This window comes from Streptomyces sp. NPDC019224 (genome assembly GCF_040632605.1).
Classification (GTDB): domain Bacteria; phylum Actinomycetota; class Actinomycetes; order Streptomycetales; family Streptomycetaceae; genus Streptomyces.
The window spans coordinates 124352-137680 of sequence record NZ_JBEYCF010000004.1; the positions used below are offsets into that span (position 1 = coordinate 124352).

16 protein-coding genes and 1 tRNA gene are annotated in these 13329 nt (G+C 72.0%); 9 read left to right on the forward strand and 8 right to left on the reverse strand.

The genetic code is table 11. From position 1 onward, the window contains the following. Positions 1 to 5: 5 nt before the first annotated feature. From ABZ564_RS04280 to serS, 6 genes are all read right to left on the reverse strand, one after another. A complete protein-coding gene (locus ABZ564_RS04280) occupies positions 6 to 260 on the reverse strand; it encodes a phosphopantetheine-binding protein (protein ID WP_360849152.1) in 255 nt (84 codons plus the stop codon). After that, complete coding sequence (locus ABZ564_RS04285; RefSeq protein ID WP_360849155.1) at positions 241 to 1788, reverse strand: AMP-binding protein; 1548 nt, start codon at positions 1786 to 1788, stop codon at positions 241 to 243. Before ABZ564_RS04285 ends, ABZ564_RS04280 begins: the two co-directional genes overlap by 20 nt. Beyond that, entirely contained in the window at positions 1775 to 2725 is a 951-nt protein-coding gene (locus ABZ564_RS04290) for an ACP S-malonyltransferase (protein ID WP_360849158.1), read from the reverse strand. The genes ABZ564_RS04285 and ABZ564_RS04290 overlap by 14 nt, the downstream gene beginning before the upstream one ends. 78 nt (positions 2726 to 2803) lie before the next feature. Beyond that, positions 2804 to 3595, reverse strand: coding sequence for an ABC transporter permease (locus tag ABZ564_RS04295; RefSeq protein ID WP_360849161.1), 792 nt, complete (start codon positions 3593 to 3595; stop codon positions 2804 to 2806). Next, entirely contained in the window at positions 3592 to 4548 is a 957-nt protein-coding gene (locus ABZ564_RS04300; RefSeq protein WP_360849164.1) for an ABC transporter ATP-binding protein, read from the reverse strand. The genes ABZ564_RS04295 and ABZ564_RS04300 overlap by 4 nt, the downstream gene beginning before the upstream one ends. Positions 4549 to 4982: 434 nt before the next feature. Beyond that, on the reverse strand, positions 4983 to 6275 hold the full coding sequence (gene serS, locus ABZ564_RS04305; protein ID WP_360849167.1) for a serine--tRNA ligase: 1293 nt from the start codon (positions 6273 to 6275) through the stop codon (positions 4983 to 4985). A gap of 208 nt (positions 6276 to 6483) precedes the next feature. On the opposite strand from serS, the gene ABZ564_RS04310 reads away from it, so the two are divergent. The 3 genes from ABZ564_RS04310 to ABZ564_RS04320 all read left to right on the forward strand — a co-directional run bounded on the left by ABZ564_RS04310 (position 6484) and on the right by ABZ564_RS04320 (position 8217). Next, on the forward strand, positions 6484 to 7101 hold the full coding sequence (locus tag ABZ564_RS04310; protein ID WP_360849170.1) for an HhH-GPD-type base excision DNA repair protein: 618 nt from the start codon (positions 6484 to 6486) through the stop codon (positions 7099 to 7101). A gap of 69 nt (positions 7102 to 7170) precedes the next feature. Further along, positions 7171 to 7467, forward strand: coding sequence for a type II toxin-antitoxin system VapB family antitoxin (locus tag ABZ564_RS04315; protein WP_360849173.1), 297 nt, complete (start codon positions 7171 to 7173; stop codon positions 7465 to 7467). A 153-nt stretch (positions 7468 to 7620) separates the two neighbouring features. After that, on the forward strand, positions 7621 to 8217 hold the full coding sequence (locus ABZ564_RS04320) for a LytR C-terminal domain-containing protein (protein WP_360849371.1): 597 nt from the start codon (positions 7621 to 7623) through the stop codon (positions 8215 to 8217). Between the two features lie 26 nt (positions 8218 to 8243). Here the strand turns inward: ABZ564_RS04320 and upp are convergent, their stop codons facing one another. Next, a complete protein-coding gene (upp, locus tag ABZ564_RS04325) occupies positions 8244 to 8879 on the reverse strand; it encodes a uracil phosphoribosyltransferase (protein ID WP_360849176.1) in 636 nt (211 codons plus the stop codon). 116 nt (positions 8880 to 8995) lie between these two features. Between upp and ABZ564_RS04330 the strand changes: the two genes are divergently transcribed. The 5 genes from ABZ564_RS04330 (at position 8996) to ABZ564_RS04350 (ending at position 11550) form a co-directional block, all read left to right on the forward strand. Beyond that, on the forward strand, positions 8996 to 9223 hold the full coding sequence (locus ABZ564_RS04330; RefSeq protein ID WP_360849179.1) for a hypothetical protein: 228 nt from the start codon (positions 8996 to 8998) through the stop codon (positions 9221 to 9223). Between the two features lie 191 nt (positions 9224 to 9414). Next, positions 9415 to 9984 carry a hypothetical protein gene (locus ABZ564_RS04335; protein WP_360849182.1) on the forward strand — a complete coding sequence of 190 codons (570 nt, stop codon included), beginning with the start codon at positions 9415 to 9417 and terminating at the stop codon, positions 9982 to 9984. A 102-nt stretch (positions 9985 to 10086) separates the two neighbouring features. After that, a complete protein-coding gene (tadA, locus tag ABZ564_RS04340) occupies positions 10087 to 10515 on the forward strand; it encodes a tRNA adenosine(34) deaminase TadA (RefSeq protein WP_360849374.1) in 429 nt (142 codons plus the stop codon). 75 nt (positions 10516 to 10590) lie between these two features. Beyond that, positions 10591 to 10678, forward strand: a tRNA-Ser gene (locus ABZ564_RS04345). Between the two features lie 209 nt (positions 10679 to 10887). Then, a complete protein-coding gene (locus ABZ564_RS04350; RefSeq protein WP_360849185.1) occupies positions 10888 to 11550 on the forward strand; it encodes a class I SAM-dependent methyltransferase in 663 nt (220 codons plus the stop codon). Between the two features lie 28 nt (positions 11551 to 11578). Here the strand turns inward: ABZ564_RS04350 and ABZ564_RS04355 are convergent, their stop codons facing one another. Continuing rightward, complete coding sequence (locus tag ABZ564_RS04355) at positions 11579 to 12073, reverse strand: RNA methyltransferase (protein WP_360849188.1); 495 nt, start codon at positions 12071 to 12073, stop codon at positions 11579 to 11581. Between the two features lie 100 nt (positions 12074 to 12173). Between ABZ564_RS04355 and ABZ564_RS04360 the strand changes: the two genes are divergently transcribed. Next, the gene (locus ABZ564_RS04360) at positions 12174 to 13304 is read left to right on the forward strand and encodes a DUF371 domain-containing protein (protein ID WP_360849191.1); all 1131 of its coding nucleotides are present in this window, start codon (positions 12174 to 12176) and stop codon (positions 13302 to 13304) included. The last annotated feature ends 25 nt before the right edge of the window (positions 13305 to 13329 follow it).

Sequence of the window (13329 nt, forward strand, 5' to 3'; positions counted from 1 at the left end):
GGCGGTCAGCTCCCCGACAACGCGTTCGCGCCGTTCGCCAGCCGCTCGTGCACGAGCCCGAGCAGGCCGGCCGACGAGGTGAGCGAGAGGTCGGCGAGCGCGTCGGGGTCCAGTTCGATGTCGAATCTGTCCTCGACGGCCATCACCAGGGCGACGGTGTGGAGCGAGTCCACGCCGAGATCCACGAGCGGCACTTCGGAGCTGGTGACCTGCACGGCGCATATCTCTTCTACGAGCTGGTCAAACTGCGACTGGTCCATGGGAGCTCCCTGTGAGTGCGGCGGGGACGGTGGTGGCAGCCGTGGGGGCGGCCGCGGAGGGCGCGGTGCCGGCCCCGGCCATGAGCAGCAGGGCGACGGCCGCGCGGTCGGGCTTGCCGTTGGCGGTCAGCGGCATGGTGTCGAGCGGGACGATCCCGTCGGGACGACGGGCCGGGTCCAGACAGCGGGTGAGAGCCGCCCGGACCTCGTGCGGGGCGAGATCCGTCTGCACGGCGAGCAGGAGCGGGGCGTCCTCGTCCGCGGGGCGCGGGGCGACGGCGGCGTACACCCCGGGTATGCGCTCGGCGGCGAGTTCGATCTCCGACAGGCCCATCCGCACGCCGCTCCGTTTGATCACGTCGTCGTCGCGGCCGACGAAGTACAGGAGACCGTCGGCGTCGAGCCGGCCCTGATCGCCGGTGCGCAGTTCCAGGGAACCGTCGGCGCGGCGCACGTACCGGCTCTGCCGCTCCAGCGGGACCCCCCAGTACCCGGCCATCACGGTCTCGCCCCGGACGACGATCTCGCCGGTCTCGCCCGGCGGCAGGGTCCGCCCGTCCGGGCCGGCTATCCGGACGCGGAGACCGGGGATGGGGCGGCCCACCGAGTCGGGATGCCGCTCGTAGAGCGCCGGGTCCAGGACCGAGATGCGCTTGCACTCGGTCATCCCGTACATCGAGGCGAATGCGGAGCCCGGGAAGGCGTCGAGCAGTTCGCGCATCACGGCCGGGCTGGGCCGGGCGCCGGTGTTGGTGAACAGCCGGACCCTGGTGGCGCGGCGCAGCTTCCTCTGCAGCAGGACGAGGATCTGCGCGAGCGAGGGCACCAGCGGGACGACGGTGACGCCGTGGCGCTCGATCGTCCGGACCAGTCCGACGTCGCCGCCCCGGCTGGTGAGCACCAGGGCCGAGCCGGCCAGCGTGCACAGCAGGGCCTGGTAGAGGCCGTAGTCGAAGGAGAGCGGCAGCCGGCACAGCACCACGTCGTCGGCGCGGTATCCGAGCTCCGCGTTGACGGCGCGGACCGCGGCGAGGATCTGCCGGTGCGGGCAGACGACGCCCTTGGGGCGGCCGGTGGTGCCGGAGGTGTAGATCAGCAGGGCGACCGCGTCGTCGGCGACCTCGGCGACGGTGTGGTCCGCGGGCGCGTGTTCGATCTCCCGCGCGGCCCGCTCCACCTCCACGGTCCGGCGGGCGGCGCCCCCCGCGGTGGGCGGGCAGACGGCGAGAGCGGCCGTGCAGTCCCGCACGATGTGGTCGATCTGGTCGTCCGTGAGGTCGGGGTGCACCGGGACGAACACCGCCCCGATGCGGAGCGCGGCCCACAGGAGGGCGAGGAAGGCGCGGTCGCCGCCACCGGCGTAGACGACGCGCTCGCCGGCGCCCACTCCCTGACCGCGCAGCCAGCCGACGGCCCGGTCGGTCGCGCCGCCCAGCTCGGCGTAGGTCAGCGGCCCCGTGGCGTCGACGAGGGCGAGGTGCCCGGGGTACTCGGCGCGGGCACGTGCGAACAGCTCAGACACCGGCATGGACGAGGTCCTCCTTCCAGGCGGCAGCGGCACCGATCCGGGCGCGCACCTTGTCGAGGTCGCGGGACGCGGTGACGCAGACGACGGCCAGCTCGGGAAGCCGGCGCTTGAAGAGGCCCGCGAGGGTGCGGGCGGGCGGCAGACAGACCGTCACCTCGGGTGCGATCCGGCCGAGCGACTCCATGCACAGGTCCCAGCGCACCGGCTTGACCACCTGCTCGACCAGGCGGCGGCGGATGTCGTCCGGTTCGCGGACGACCGAACCGTCGGCGTTCGACAGGAGGGTCCCGGTCGGCCGCCGGAAAGGCGTCCGCTCGGCCGCCGCGGCGACGGCCCGGCGCGCGGACTCCATGTACGGGGTGTGGAAGGCTCCGGCGACCTGGAGCGGCTTGACCGTGGCGGAGCGCGGCGGGGCGGCGGCGAGGCGCTCCAGGTCCGCCGTGGTCCCGGCCGCGACGATCTGTCCCGGGCCGTTGAACGTGGCCGCGTACAGGCCGAGTTCGTGGATGCGCCCGAGTACCTCGGCCTCCTCGCCACCGACCACGGCCGCCATCGAGGTGGGAACCTCGGCGCAGGCCGCGGCCATCGCCCGGCCCCGCACCGCGGCCAGCCGCACGGCGTCGGCGGGGGTGAGCGCTCCGGCGTACACCGCTGCGGTCAGCTCCCCGACCGAGTGCCCGGCGGCCACCAGTGGCCCGTCCGGCTCGGTCCTGGCGAGCGCCTCGTGGGCGAGGAGCCCGGCGGCGACCAGCAGCGGCTGGGTGTTCTCGGTACGGGCGATCTCCGCGGCCGGTGCCCTGCCGCCGAGGTGCACGAGGTCCACATCGGCGGCCTCGGACCAGGCTCGCAGCCGCTCGGCGTACACCGGGTCGCGCAGCCAGCCGGCCAGCATGCCCGGGGCCTGGGAGCCCTGCCCCGGTGCAACGAATGCGTACATGAGTTCGAATCTCCTTTCGTGGAGCTGTCGTCGACCGGTGTGGGGGCCCGGTGTCGTGCCGTGCGGGGCGGCGAGGCCTCAGTTACGGCCGGTGCTCTTGCGGAAACGGCGTACGGCCATGAAGGAGAAGGCCGCGAACCAGGCGACGGTGTTGACCACCGCCATCGCGAGGCTGGAGTGCTCACCGCTGAACGAGTAGCCCTCGGTCAGGCTGTAGCGGGCGAGCGTGGAGACGCCGAACATCGGCGAGTAGCGGGAGATCTCCAGCATGGTGCCGGACAGCGGGATGAAGAGATTGCCGAGGAAGGCGAGCGCGGTCATGGTCAGACCCGGCATGTGCATCACGGTGTCGGGCTTGAGAGCGAGCCCCAGGGTGATGCCGAGGGCGGCGAAGACGGCCGCGCCGAGCCATGCCACCAGCAGGGACGTCACCCACACCGTGGCCGTGGCCTCGACCCCGGTGAACGCGCCGAGCACACCCACGACGGCCACCGGAACCGCCGCCATGATCACGGAGGACAGCACCTTGACGAAGAGGTAGCCCGGAGGCGCGAGCGGGCTGAGCGCCATGGTGCGCATCCAGCCGGACGCCTTCTCCACGGAGATGGTGGCCGCCGAGCTGACCGCCGCGGTCGCCGCGCCGTACACGGCGATGCCGGTCATCATCCAGGCGGCGAAGTTGCCGTGCGGGAGAGTGGCGTTGTCGGGTTCGGTACGGAAGAGCGCCAGGTAGAGGACGGCCGGCAGCAGCAGGGTGAAGATCGTGGTCTGCCGGTTGAAGCGGCGGCGCAGTTCGTAGCCGACGAAGACGGCGTTGACGCCGCTGAACGGCGAGGTCCGCACCTCGTGGGTGGCCGAGGCGGAGCTCATCGGGTGCCCCCTTCGATACGGCTGTCGTGGGTGAGCGTCATGAAGGCCTCTTCGAGGCTGCGCGGGGTGACCTCGATGTCGGTGGCGGAGGTCTGCTCGATCAGCAGGCGCAGCAGCGCGTCGGAGTCGGTGGTGTCGAAGTGGTACCGCCCCCCGCGCGGCTCGTACGAGCGGACCAGCGGGGACTGTGCGAGCGTGGCCGCGCTCCGCTCGCCGATCCGCGCCGACACGGTGCGCCCGCTGAGAGCGGACCGCACCTCGGACACCGGACCGTCGACGACGACACGGCCGCGGTCGATCATCACCACCCGGTCGGCGAACCGGTCCGCTTCCTCCATGTAATGGGTGGCGAACATGACCGTCATGCCGCGTTCCGTGTCCTCACGGACCGTGGCCCAGAAGTTCCGGCGGGAACCGACGTCCATGCCGGCCGTCGGCTCGTCGAGGACCAGCAGTTCGGGTCCGGAGAGCAGGGCGAGGGCGAACCGCAGCCGCTGCTGCTCGCCGCCGGAGCACTCCGCGACCCGGCGCCCGCGCAGCTGGTCGAGCCCGGCCCGGGCCAGCACCGCGCCGATGTCGGCGCGGGGGTGCAGCGAGCCCAGCATCCGCACGGTGGCCTCGACACTCAGGTCGGGCAGCAGACCGCCCGTCTGGAGTACCGCTGCGACCTGCCCGGAGCGCACCGCCTGCAGCGGCTCGCGCCCGAACAGCCGCACCGAGCCCTCGTCGGGCCGGGTCAGACCGAGAAGCATGTCGATGGTGGTCGTCTTGCCGGCGCCGTTCGGTCCGAGGAAGGCCACGATCTCGCCCCGCCGGATGCGCAAGTCGATGCCATCGACGGCGGTGAACCGCTCTCCCTTGGAATCGGTGAACCGCTTCACGACAGAGCTGAGCCTTACGGCATCCGAGGACGTCACCTCCTCGGACACCGGGCGCGGTCGGGTTTGGATCATCTTCGAGTCCTCACGATCTGGGCGGGGGCGGCCTGGCAGAGGCCACTCTCCCGGGACCGCCTATCCGCCCCTGCCCGCCGTTCTATCCGGCCGCTATCGGGATGCGGAGGAGCCGGATGACGGGATCGGGGACCGCGGGCCTCGGAAAGGCGCCAGGGACGCCGTCCGGACGTCGTAGCGATCTGCCGGACTCGGCTCCTGCGCCGCGAGGGCGGGTTCCTCGGGCAGACGGGTGAGGGTGAGGAGGTGAGGAAGATGATGAGCGTGAGCGGGCCGCCCCCGTCCCGCTGGGCGAGCGCGGTGACGGTGACGGCCGGGGGGAAGGCGCCGCGAACAGCCGAGTAAGCCCCCCGTCGTAGAGGGCACGGCCGTTTCCCGGCGTGGTGAGCAGGCCGCTTCCCCTCACGCGGCCCGCTCACACCCGTTTCGGGGGTCTACGCCTCCGTCGTCCCGTCCGCGGCGATCCGGCGGAACCCGAGGTACGGGACCAGGGACTCCGGCAGCACCAGCGAGCCGTCCTCCTGCTGGCACTGTTCGAGCAGGGCGGCCAGGGTGCGGCCGATGGGGAGGCCGGAGCCGTTGAGTGTGGCGACGAGCTTGGGCCTGCCGTTCTCGTCACGGGTGCGGATGTTCGCGCGACGGGCCTGGAACGTACCGAAATCGGAGACCGAGGAGATCTCGCGGTACGTGTTCTGGCTCGGGATCCAGACCTCGATGTCGTACGTGAGCTGCGCCGAGAAGCCCGTGTCGCCGGCGGCGAGCCTGACGACGCGGTAGGCGAGGCCCAGCTCCTTCAGGCACGCCTCGGCGTGCCCGACCATCAGCTCCAGCTCGGCGCGGGCCTCCGCCGGGTCGACGACGCGGACCATCTCGACCTTGGAGAACTGGTGCTGGCGGATCAGGCCCCGGGTGTCCCGGCCGTACGAGCCCGCCTCGGACCGGAAGCACGGGGTCTGGGCGGTCAGGGCCAGGGGAAGCTCGGCGGGCGGGATGATCTCGTCCGCGTAGAGGTTGGTCAGCGGGACCTCGGCCGTCGGGATGAGGAACAGCTCGCGGTCGGCCACGCCGGTCTTGAACAGGTCCTCCTCGAACTTCGGGAGCTGCCCGGTGCCGGTCATCGTCTTACGGGTGACCAGGTACGGGACCGCGTGCTCGACGTATCCGTGGCGGCGGGTGTGCAGGTCGAGGAAGAGGGTCGCCAGGGCGCGCTCCAGGACCGCGCCCGCGCCGCGCGTGACCGCGAAGCGGGGACCCGAGAGCTTGGTCGCCCGGGCGAAGTCGAGGATGCCCGTCGCCTCGCCCAGGTCGACGTGGTCCTTCGGCTCGAAGGAGAACACGGGCGGGGTGCCCACCCGCCTGACCTCGACCGCGTCCGCGTCGCTGTCGCCGTCCGGGGCCTCGTCGGCCGGCAGGTTCGGAATGCTGAGCAGGAGGTCGCGCAGCTCCTCCTGGACCTGCTCCTGGCGCGCCTCGATCTCCCGGATCTCCTCCTTCAGCTCGCGGGCCCGCTCCTTCAGCGCGGTGATGTCACCGCCCTGCCTGGCCGTCTGCTGGACCTCGCTCGCCACCCGCTTGGACTCCGCCCGCAGCTCGTCGGCCGCGCGGATGTTCTGGTTGCGCCGGGACTGGAGGTCCTCCAGTGCGGGCAGATCCAGCGTGTAACCGCGACGAGCGAGCCGGCGTACCGCTTCGGCACCCATGTCGATCAGGGCGCGGGCATCATGCATGAGGAAGATCCTTCTGGTCCGGCGAGTGGGTCGGTGCGTTGCGGCACCGACGGTAGCAATCGGCCCACCTCACGCGATCCGGAATACCGGCGAGGCGGCGTCCGTGGGGGTCTGAGTCCGCCCCCGCTGAGCGGCAAACGGCTGCAAACCGCTCCGTGGGCCGTGGTTGTGCTGGCCGTTGCCTCCGGGGCTCGCCATGATTCGGCCCATGACCAAGAGCGAAGGCCGAAACATCACCCTCCGGATCGCCCAGGAGCCGGCGGCGGACGAGCTTCTCGCACGCAGTCCGCTCGCCGCCATGGTGGGCATGCTGCTGGACCAGCAGGTGCCCGTGGAGTGGGCCTTCGCCGGCCCGTACGTCCTCGCGCAGCGCATGGGCCAGGACGATCTGGACGCCCATGAGATCGCCGCGTACGACCCGGGGGCGTTCACCGAACTGTTCACCGCCAAACCCCCGCTTCACCGCTATCCGGGCTCGATGGCCAAGCGGGTGCAGCAGCTGTGCCAGTTCCTGGTGGCGCAGTACGACGGGGAAGCGGCCGCCGTATGGAGCGACGCCGCGACCGGGACGGAGCTGCGCCGGCGGCTCAACGCGCTGCCCGGGTTCGGTACGCAGAAGGCGCAGATCTTCCTGGCGCTGCTCGGCAAGCAGTTCGGGGTCCGGCCGCCGGGCTGGCGGGAGGCGGCGGGGCCGTACGGGGAGGAGGACGCGCACCGGTCCGTCGCCGACATCACCGGGCCCGAGTCGCTCGCCGAGGTACGCACGTACAAGCTGGAGGCCAAACAGGCCGCGAAGGCCGCGAAAGCCGCGGCGAAGGGCAAGTGAGCCCTCCCGTCCGCAGCGGCGTGGCGTGCATGGCTGCGCCCGGTGGCTCCTGACCGGTAGGCTTTCCGTGTGATCTTCAAGCGCATCGGAAATGGGCGGCCTTATCCCGACCACGGCCGGGAAAGCACCCGGCAGTGGGCGGATGTCGCGCCGCGCCCGGTCCGCCTCGACCAGCTGGTGACCACCAAGGGGCAGCTGGACCTCGAAACCCTCCTCGCCGAGGACTCCACGTTCTACGGCGACCTGTTCGCGCATGTCGTGAAGTGGCGGGGCGACCTCTATCTGGAGGACGGACTGCACCGCGCGGTCCGCGCCGCACTCCAGCAGCGCCAGGTGCTGCACGCCCGCGTGCTCGAACTCGGCTGACGCCGCCGCCCCGCATCCGAGTGCGGCCGGGGCCCGCCCGGGGTTCGTTCGAGTGTTTTCGCACCCGGACGGGTGCGATCAACTGATCGTTTAGTAGGCATCATCACCGGGTCGCACTACGCTGCGCCCATGAGCATGCTCACTCCCCCCGGCATGGGCGGAAAGTACCGCATCACGGGTGACAAGTACCCCCGCATGCGACGCCCCCGCCGCCGTAGCAAAGTGGTCCTCGCGGCCATCGCCTCCGTGGTCGCCCTCGGGCTGGCCGGATGGGGCACGCTGCAGCTCATCGATGTCTTCACGGGCGGCGACAAAACGGCCAGCGCCGCCGACCGCCCCGAGCGCTGCGCGTCGCCGAAGCCGTCCGCACCCGCCAAGGTGCTGCCGAAGCCCGCGAAGATCACGGTCAACGTCTACAACGCGACCACCCGCAGCGGCCTCGCCAAGTCGGCCGCCGACGAGCTGAAGAAGCGCGGTTTCAAGATCGGCAAGGTGGGGAACGCCACCGCCGCGTACGACAAGAAGGTGCCGGGCACGGGCCTGCTGCTCGGCGCCACGACCGCCGCCGAGGGCACGTTCCCCGTGCTCGGCACCCAGCTGCCCGGAGCCGCGACGAAGACCGACGCCCGCAAGAACGGGGAGGTCGATCTGATCATCGGCAAGAAGTTCACGGCGTTCAGCAAGCCGCAGGCGGCCGCCGCCGCACTGTCCGCGCTGGCCGCCCCCGCCCCGGCGCCGTCCTCCTGCTGAGGACGGCGCCGGCTGGTGCCGCGGTGCTAGTCGGCCGTGCCGTACATGCGGTCGCCCGCGTCGCCGAGGCCCGGCACGATGTAGCCGTTCTCGTTGAGCCGCTCGTCGACCGAGGCGGTGACCACGGTGACCGGGGTCCCGGCGAGCTCGCGCTCCATCACCTCGACGCCCTCCGGGGCGGCGAGGAGCACGACCGCGGTGACGTCGTCCGCACCGCGCCGGATCAGCTCCTGGATGGCCGCGACGAGCGTGCCGCCCGTGGCCAGCATCGGGTCCAGGACGTAGACCTGGCGGCCCGAGAGGTCCTCGGGCATCCGGCTCGCGTACGTGGACGCCTTGAGCGTCTCCTCGTCGCGGATCATGCCCAGGAAACCCACCTCGGCGGTCGGCAGCAGCCGGACCATGCCGTCGAGCATGCCCAGACCGGCCCGCAGGATCGGGACGACCAGCGGGCGGGGGTGCGACAGCTTCACACCGGTGGTGGGCGTCACCGGGGTCTCGATGTCGACCTGCTCGGTGCGCACATCGCGGGTGGCCTCGTACGCGAGCAGGGTCACCAGCTCGTCGGCGAGGCGCCGGAAGGTCGGGGAGTCGGTGCGCTTGTCGCGCAGGGTGGTGAGCTTGTGCGCGACAAGGGGGTGGTCGACGACGTGAATCCGCATGACTCCCACAGTAGCCGCGCCTCCCGCACCCGTGCGCTGGCATCATCCGCACGTTCGGGGGGAAGGTGGTGGCATACGGACCCAGCGACGGAACCGGCCCTGGGGGTGATGAGCCGATGGCCGACGGGGCACAGAGCGCCGAGAACCCCGGCGACACGCGGGACCCCGGGAGCACACCGGAGGACCCCGCCGCACCGGAGAGCGACGCCCAGCGCCGACGGCGCCGCGCCCAGTTCCTCCGCGAACTTCACGAGGCGAAGGCGCTGCGCGACCGCGTCCAGCCCCGGCGGGTCAAAGCCGCCCGAATGCGCCAGGCCATGCGGATGCGTACGTTCCGCTGGTAGCCCTCCGGCCTGCGGAAAGCCGCCCGGAGACGGTGACCGGGAGAACTGATGGCCGACTCAACGGCCGAACTGCTCTCGCGAAGCCCTGGTTTCTGCCACGATTCCGAAAGGGCGGGACGCAGGGCAGCCGGACCACCGACTGCCTCCCGCCCGGACCGGCCCTTGGCCCCGAGACCAGTGGGAGAGTCACGGTGTACTTCGCCGCACTGCTCGCGCGCACCGAAGACGGGTGGGAAGCGAGCGACACGGAGCTCGACGATGTGGAGACCCTGTCCGACCTGACGGATCTGGCCCGTGAGGCCTCGGTTGACGAGGACACGGTGCTCGTATTCATCGAACAGGAGGACGCCTGGTTCGGCGTCGTCCGGGTGGACGGTGAGGAGGACCCCCGTATCTACGTCTCGGACGCCTCCGCCGCCGCCCGCTCCTCGTACGGGGAGATCCTGCTCACCGATGAACTGCTCGGCCGCGAACCAGGGGCCGAGGACACGATCGCCGCCCTGGAGGAGCTCGTCGGCCTCGACGGTACGGAGGACGGCGAGCCGAACACTGCCGACAACGACATCGATATCGAGAGCAGCGACGGCGAGGACGACGACGGGCCCGGCGCGGGCGTCGTCCCGGCCGGGCCGATCGGTGACACCGGGCTCCTGTCCGACCTCGGGCTCCCCGAGGCCGAGCTGCTGATGCTGCACACGGACGCCCTGACGGAGATCGCGGACGCCCTGGGGGCGGCCGAGGTCCTGGAGACCGTCCGTTAGTGTCCGCGGGTGACCCGAGCACCCCATCCGCAGGACCCGGACCCGCACGCCACGGACCGGGGCGACCCGCCCGATCCCGTACGGGACCCGTGGCGGGCGCCCATGCGCCGAGCCCTGACCGAGGCCGGCCGTGCGGCGGCGACCGGTGACGTACCGGTCGGCGCCGTCGTCCTCGGCCCGGACGGGGCGCTGCTGGCCACCGGCCGCAACGAACGCGAGGCGACCGGCGACCCGACGGCGCACGCCGAGGTCCTGGCGCTGCGCCGGGCCGCCGCCGCGCTCGGTGAGTGGCGGCTGTCCGGCTGCACCCTGGTGGTCACCCTGGAGCCCTGCACGATGTGCGCGGGCGCCCTGGTGCAGGCCCGGGTGGGCCGGGTGGTCTACGGCGCCCGGGACGAGAAGGCCGGTGCCACGGGCTCGCTCTGGGACGTCGTACGCGACCGGCGCCTCAACCACCGCCCCGAGGTGATCGCCGGGGTCCTGGAGGCCGACTGCGCGGCCCCGCTGACGGCCTTCTTCCGCGACCGCTGATCGGCTCGGACCGGGACGGGGCGTCGTCCCGTAACGGATTTCGGCGTACGGCCAACATGGTCTAAGCTCTCTCTCGGTAGCGTGTCCGAGCGGCCGAAGGAGCTCGCCTCGAAAGCGAGTGTGGCGCAAGTCACCGAGGGTTCAAATCCCTCCGCTACCGCCAGCGAGAACCGCCCCCGAACCGTGTGAACGGCTCGGGGGCGGTTTTGCGTGCGCCCCCACGGGTTGGTCAAGGGGACCGGCGCTGGGGGATCATGCCGGGGGCGGCGAGGCGCCCTCCAGGGCCGGCCACCGCCGCCCGGTCCGTACGGGACAGACGGCTCGGCGCGAGCGAAACGCTCGCGGAGCCAAGAGAAGAAAGCACTGGCCGTTATGCAGATCGTGCGAGGCAAGAAGCTCGAAAAGGCCGCCGAGGGAGAATTCGAGCAGCTCGTCCGGGAGAGCTCCCGGGTCGTCGTCGACGTCGGGACGGGCGACGCCAGGGCTTCCTACCGCATCGCCAAGGAGAATCCGGACTGGCTGGTCGTGGGAGTGGACCCGGCCTGGCAGCGGATGACGCAGACGAGCATTCGCAGCCGCCGCAAACCCGCCAAGGGCGGCGTACCGAATCTGCTGCTCGTGAATTCGTCGATCGAGAACGCCCCGCAGGAGCTGCTGGGGGCCGCCGACGAATTGCTGGTCCTGATGCCGTGGGGGAAATTGCTCCACGGCCTCGTGCGCGGCGACGAGGACATCTGGAGCGGACTGCGCACCGTCGCCAAGCCGAATGCGCCCCTCACCGCGACGGTCGGCACCAGCATTTGGCGCGAACCGGTTCCCCGGGACATCCAGGGACTTCCGGAGCTGACCCGTCCGTACGTGGAGGACGTGCTCACCGGAAAGGCCCTCGCCTCCGGATGGAGGATCACCGGTTTCCAGCTCACCAAGGCGGAGGAGGCCGCCGCCGTCTCCTCGTCGTGGGCGCGCAGGCTGGACTCGGACAGCACCGAGGTCATCGCCACGCTGACGGCGGTCACCGCCGGGCCGGAGCAGTGAGCCGGCCCGGCCGGGGCGGGCAGGCGGGTCAGCCCGTCGGGAACTGCCTGCAGTACTCGTACATGGCCATGGCCCCGGCGGTGGCGACGTTGTAGCTGTGCGGGGAGCCCCAGACCGGGATTTCCACGCACTCGTCGACGCACGCGAGCTCGTCCTCCTTCAGGCCGGTCCGCTCGTTTCCGAGGACGATGACCGACTTACGGGGGAAGCTGATCTCGTGCAGGCTCTTCGAATTGGTGGCCTGTTCGAGCGCGATGACGGTGTAGCCCTCCTCGCGCATCTTCTTCAGCACCGGCGGAAGACTCCGACGCATTTCGATCTCGACGTTCTCGGCGCCGTCCCGCGCGATCTTCGGGTCGAGTTTCACATTGCCGCAGGCGATGATCCGCTCGACACCGCAGCACCCCGCCGTCCGCACCACGCTCGACAGATTCACGCGGCTGCGGAACGCCGAGCACGCGATGACGAGCTCACGATTACGGAGCAAAGGGGTGCCCGGCTTATGGCGGAGGTGTTCGAACATGCCGGGAAGTCTACTGGGCCCCCGCCGGCCGACTCGGCGTGTGGGGGCGGCGGACTACCATGACCGATCGGGACAACCCACCTAGGGCCTGGAGAAGGCAATGAAGATCCACGCCAGGGGCCACGAGAACGTCCGCGCGACCCACGCCAAGACCCTGGAGATCACCGGCGAGCCGGACATCACGGCCCGGGCGACCTGCGTCGTCGGGGTGGGCGCCGCCTTCGACGAGGAGGGTCTGGCCCTCCTGCGCGGCCCGGTCGCAGTCCGGCTCTCGGCGGGACCGCACGCCGTGACCGGTACCGCCGTGGTCAACCCGCGGCACGCGGTGGCCGACCGGCTGGTGCTCCGGCGCAGCGACCACGCCTCGCCGGACACCTTCGCCTTCCGCAGCACGCTGGTGGCGAGCGCGCTCGACCCGGACTTCGTCGCCGCGCTGGGCGATCCGGCGAACGAGGTGACCCTGACCCTCACCGAGACCGGGCCGCGCCAGCCGCTCGTGCTGGTGCACCGCCGGGACCTGCCGGAACCGACGGGACGGCTGGGGCTGCTGCGGCGTGCGGCGGACGCCTCGGTGGACCTGGACGCGGCGCGCGTCCCGGACGAGGCGCGCGCGGCCCTCGCGGACGGCGGCGTGATCGCCGCGTCCGTCTCCGGCCCGCTGGAGGCCGTCTCGCAGGCGGCCGCCGCGTGGCTGGCGGAGGCGGCCGGGGAGGGGGCCCGGTTCGAGGTGCCGGGCGACGCGACCGGGACCGTACCGGCGCTGCTCGCGGCGGGCCTGCCGGTCGCGCCGGCGGTCCACCTCGGCAGGGCCGACCGCCGGGCGCTCACCGCCCCGCCCCACGCCGAGCTGCTGCGCACGGCGCCGGTCCCCGTGGTGTTCAGGGCGCCCGCCGCCGATGTCGGCGTGCTCGCGGAGGTGCTGGCCGGGTCCTTCGAGGACCGCCGGATCGCCGTGCCGGACGGGCGTCCGGACGTCGGGCACGGGGCCAGGTGGCTGCCGCTGCCCGAGGCGGTCGGGGCCCTCGAGGGCGACGACGAGGGCGTGTTCGTCCTGGCGCCGCCGCAGCGCGCCTCCTGGAACGTCGATCTGCGCCCGCTGCTTCCCCTGCTGGTCGAGCAGGGCGTCACGGCCCGGACCCTGAGCACGGTGCTGCGTCCGTTCGGGATCAGCCGGCGCGACCTCTACGACGCGCTGGGCGACGGGCCGGGCGCGCGGAGCAAGGAGAAGTAGGGGACGGGAAAAAGGGGGAAGCGGC

Excerpts from the sequence above, each read along its gene's own strand:
- ABZ564_RS04355 (WP_360849188.1), bottom strand. The coding sequence starts at position 12,073 with ATGTTCGAACACCTCCGCCATAAGCCGGGCACCCCTTTGCTCCGTAAT.
- ABZ564_RS04285 (WP_360849155.1), bottom strand. The coding sequence starts at position 1,788 with ATGCCGGTGTCTGAGCTGTTCGCACGTGCCCGCGCCGAGTACCCCGGG.
- ABZ564_RS04350 (WP_360849185.1), top strand. The coding sequence starts at position 10,888 with ATGCAGATCGTGCGAGGCAAGAAGCTCGAAAAGGCCGCCGAGGGAGAA.
- tadA (WP_360849374.1), top strand. The coding sequence starts at position 10,087 with ATGCGCCGAGCCCTGACCGAGGCCGGCCGTGCGGCGGCGACCGGTGAC.
- ABZ564_RS04310 (WP_360849170.1), top strand. The coding sequence starts at position 6,484 with ATGACCAAGAGCGAAGGCCGAAACATCACCCTCCGGATCGCCCAGGAG.
- serS (WP_360849167.1), bottom strand. The coding sequence starts at position 6,275 with ATGCATGATGCCCGCGCCCTGATCGACATGGGTGCCGAAGCGGTACGC.
- upp (WP_360849176.1), bottom strand. The coding sequence starts at position 8,879 with ATGCGGATTCACGTCGTCGACCACCCCCTTGTCGCGCACAAGCTCACC.
- ABZ564_RS04280 (WP_360849152.1), bottom strand. The coding sequence starts at position 260 with ATGGACCAGTCGCAGTTTGACCAGCTCGTAGAAGAGATATGCGCCGTG.
- ABZ564_RS04320 (WP_360849371.1), top strand. The coding sequence starts at position 7,621 with ATGGGCGGAAAGTACCGCATCACGGGTGACAAGTACCCCCGCATGCGA.
- ABZ564_RS04360 (WP_360849191.1), top strand. The coding sequence starts at position 12,174 with ATGAAGATCCACGCCAGGGGCCACGAGAACGTCCGCGCGACCCACGCC.
- ABZ564_RS04330 (WP_360849179.1), top strand. The coding sequence starts at position 8,996 with ATGGCCGACGGGGCACAGAGCGCCGAGAACCCCGGCGACACGCGGGAC.
- ABZ564_RS04290 (WP_360849158.1), bottom strand. The coding sequence starts at position 2,725 with ATGTACGCATTCGTTGCACCGGGGCAGGGCTCCCAGGCCCCGGGCATG.
- ABZ564_RS04295 (WP_360849161.1), bottom strand. The coding sequence starts at position 3,595 with ATGAGCTCCGCCTCGGCCACCCACGAGGTGCGGACCTCGCCGTTCAGC.
- ABZ564_RS04300 (WP_360849164.1), bottom strand. The coding sequence starts at position 4,548 with ATGATCCAAACCCGACCGCGCCCGGTGTCCGAGGAGGTGACGTCCTCG.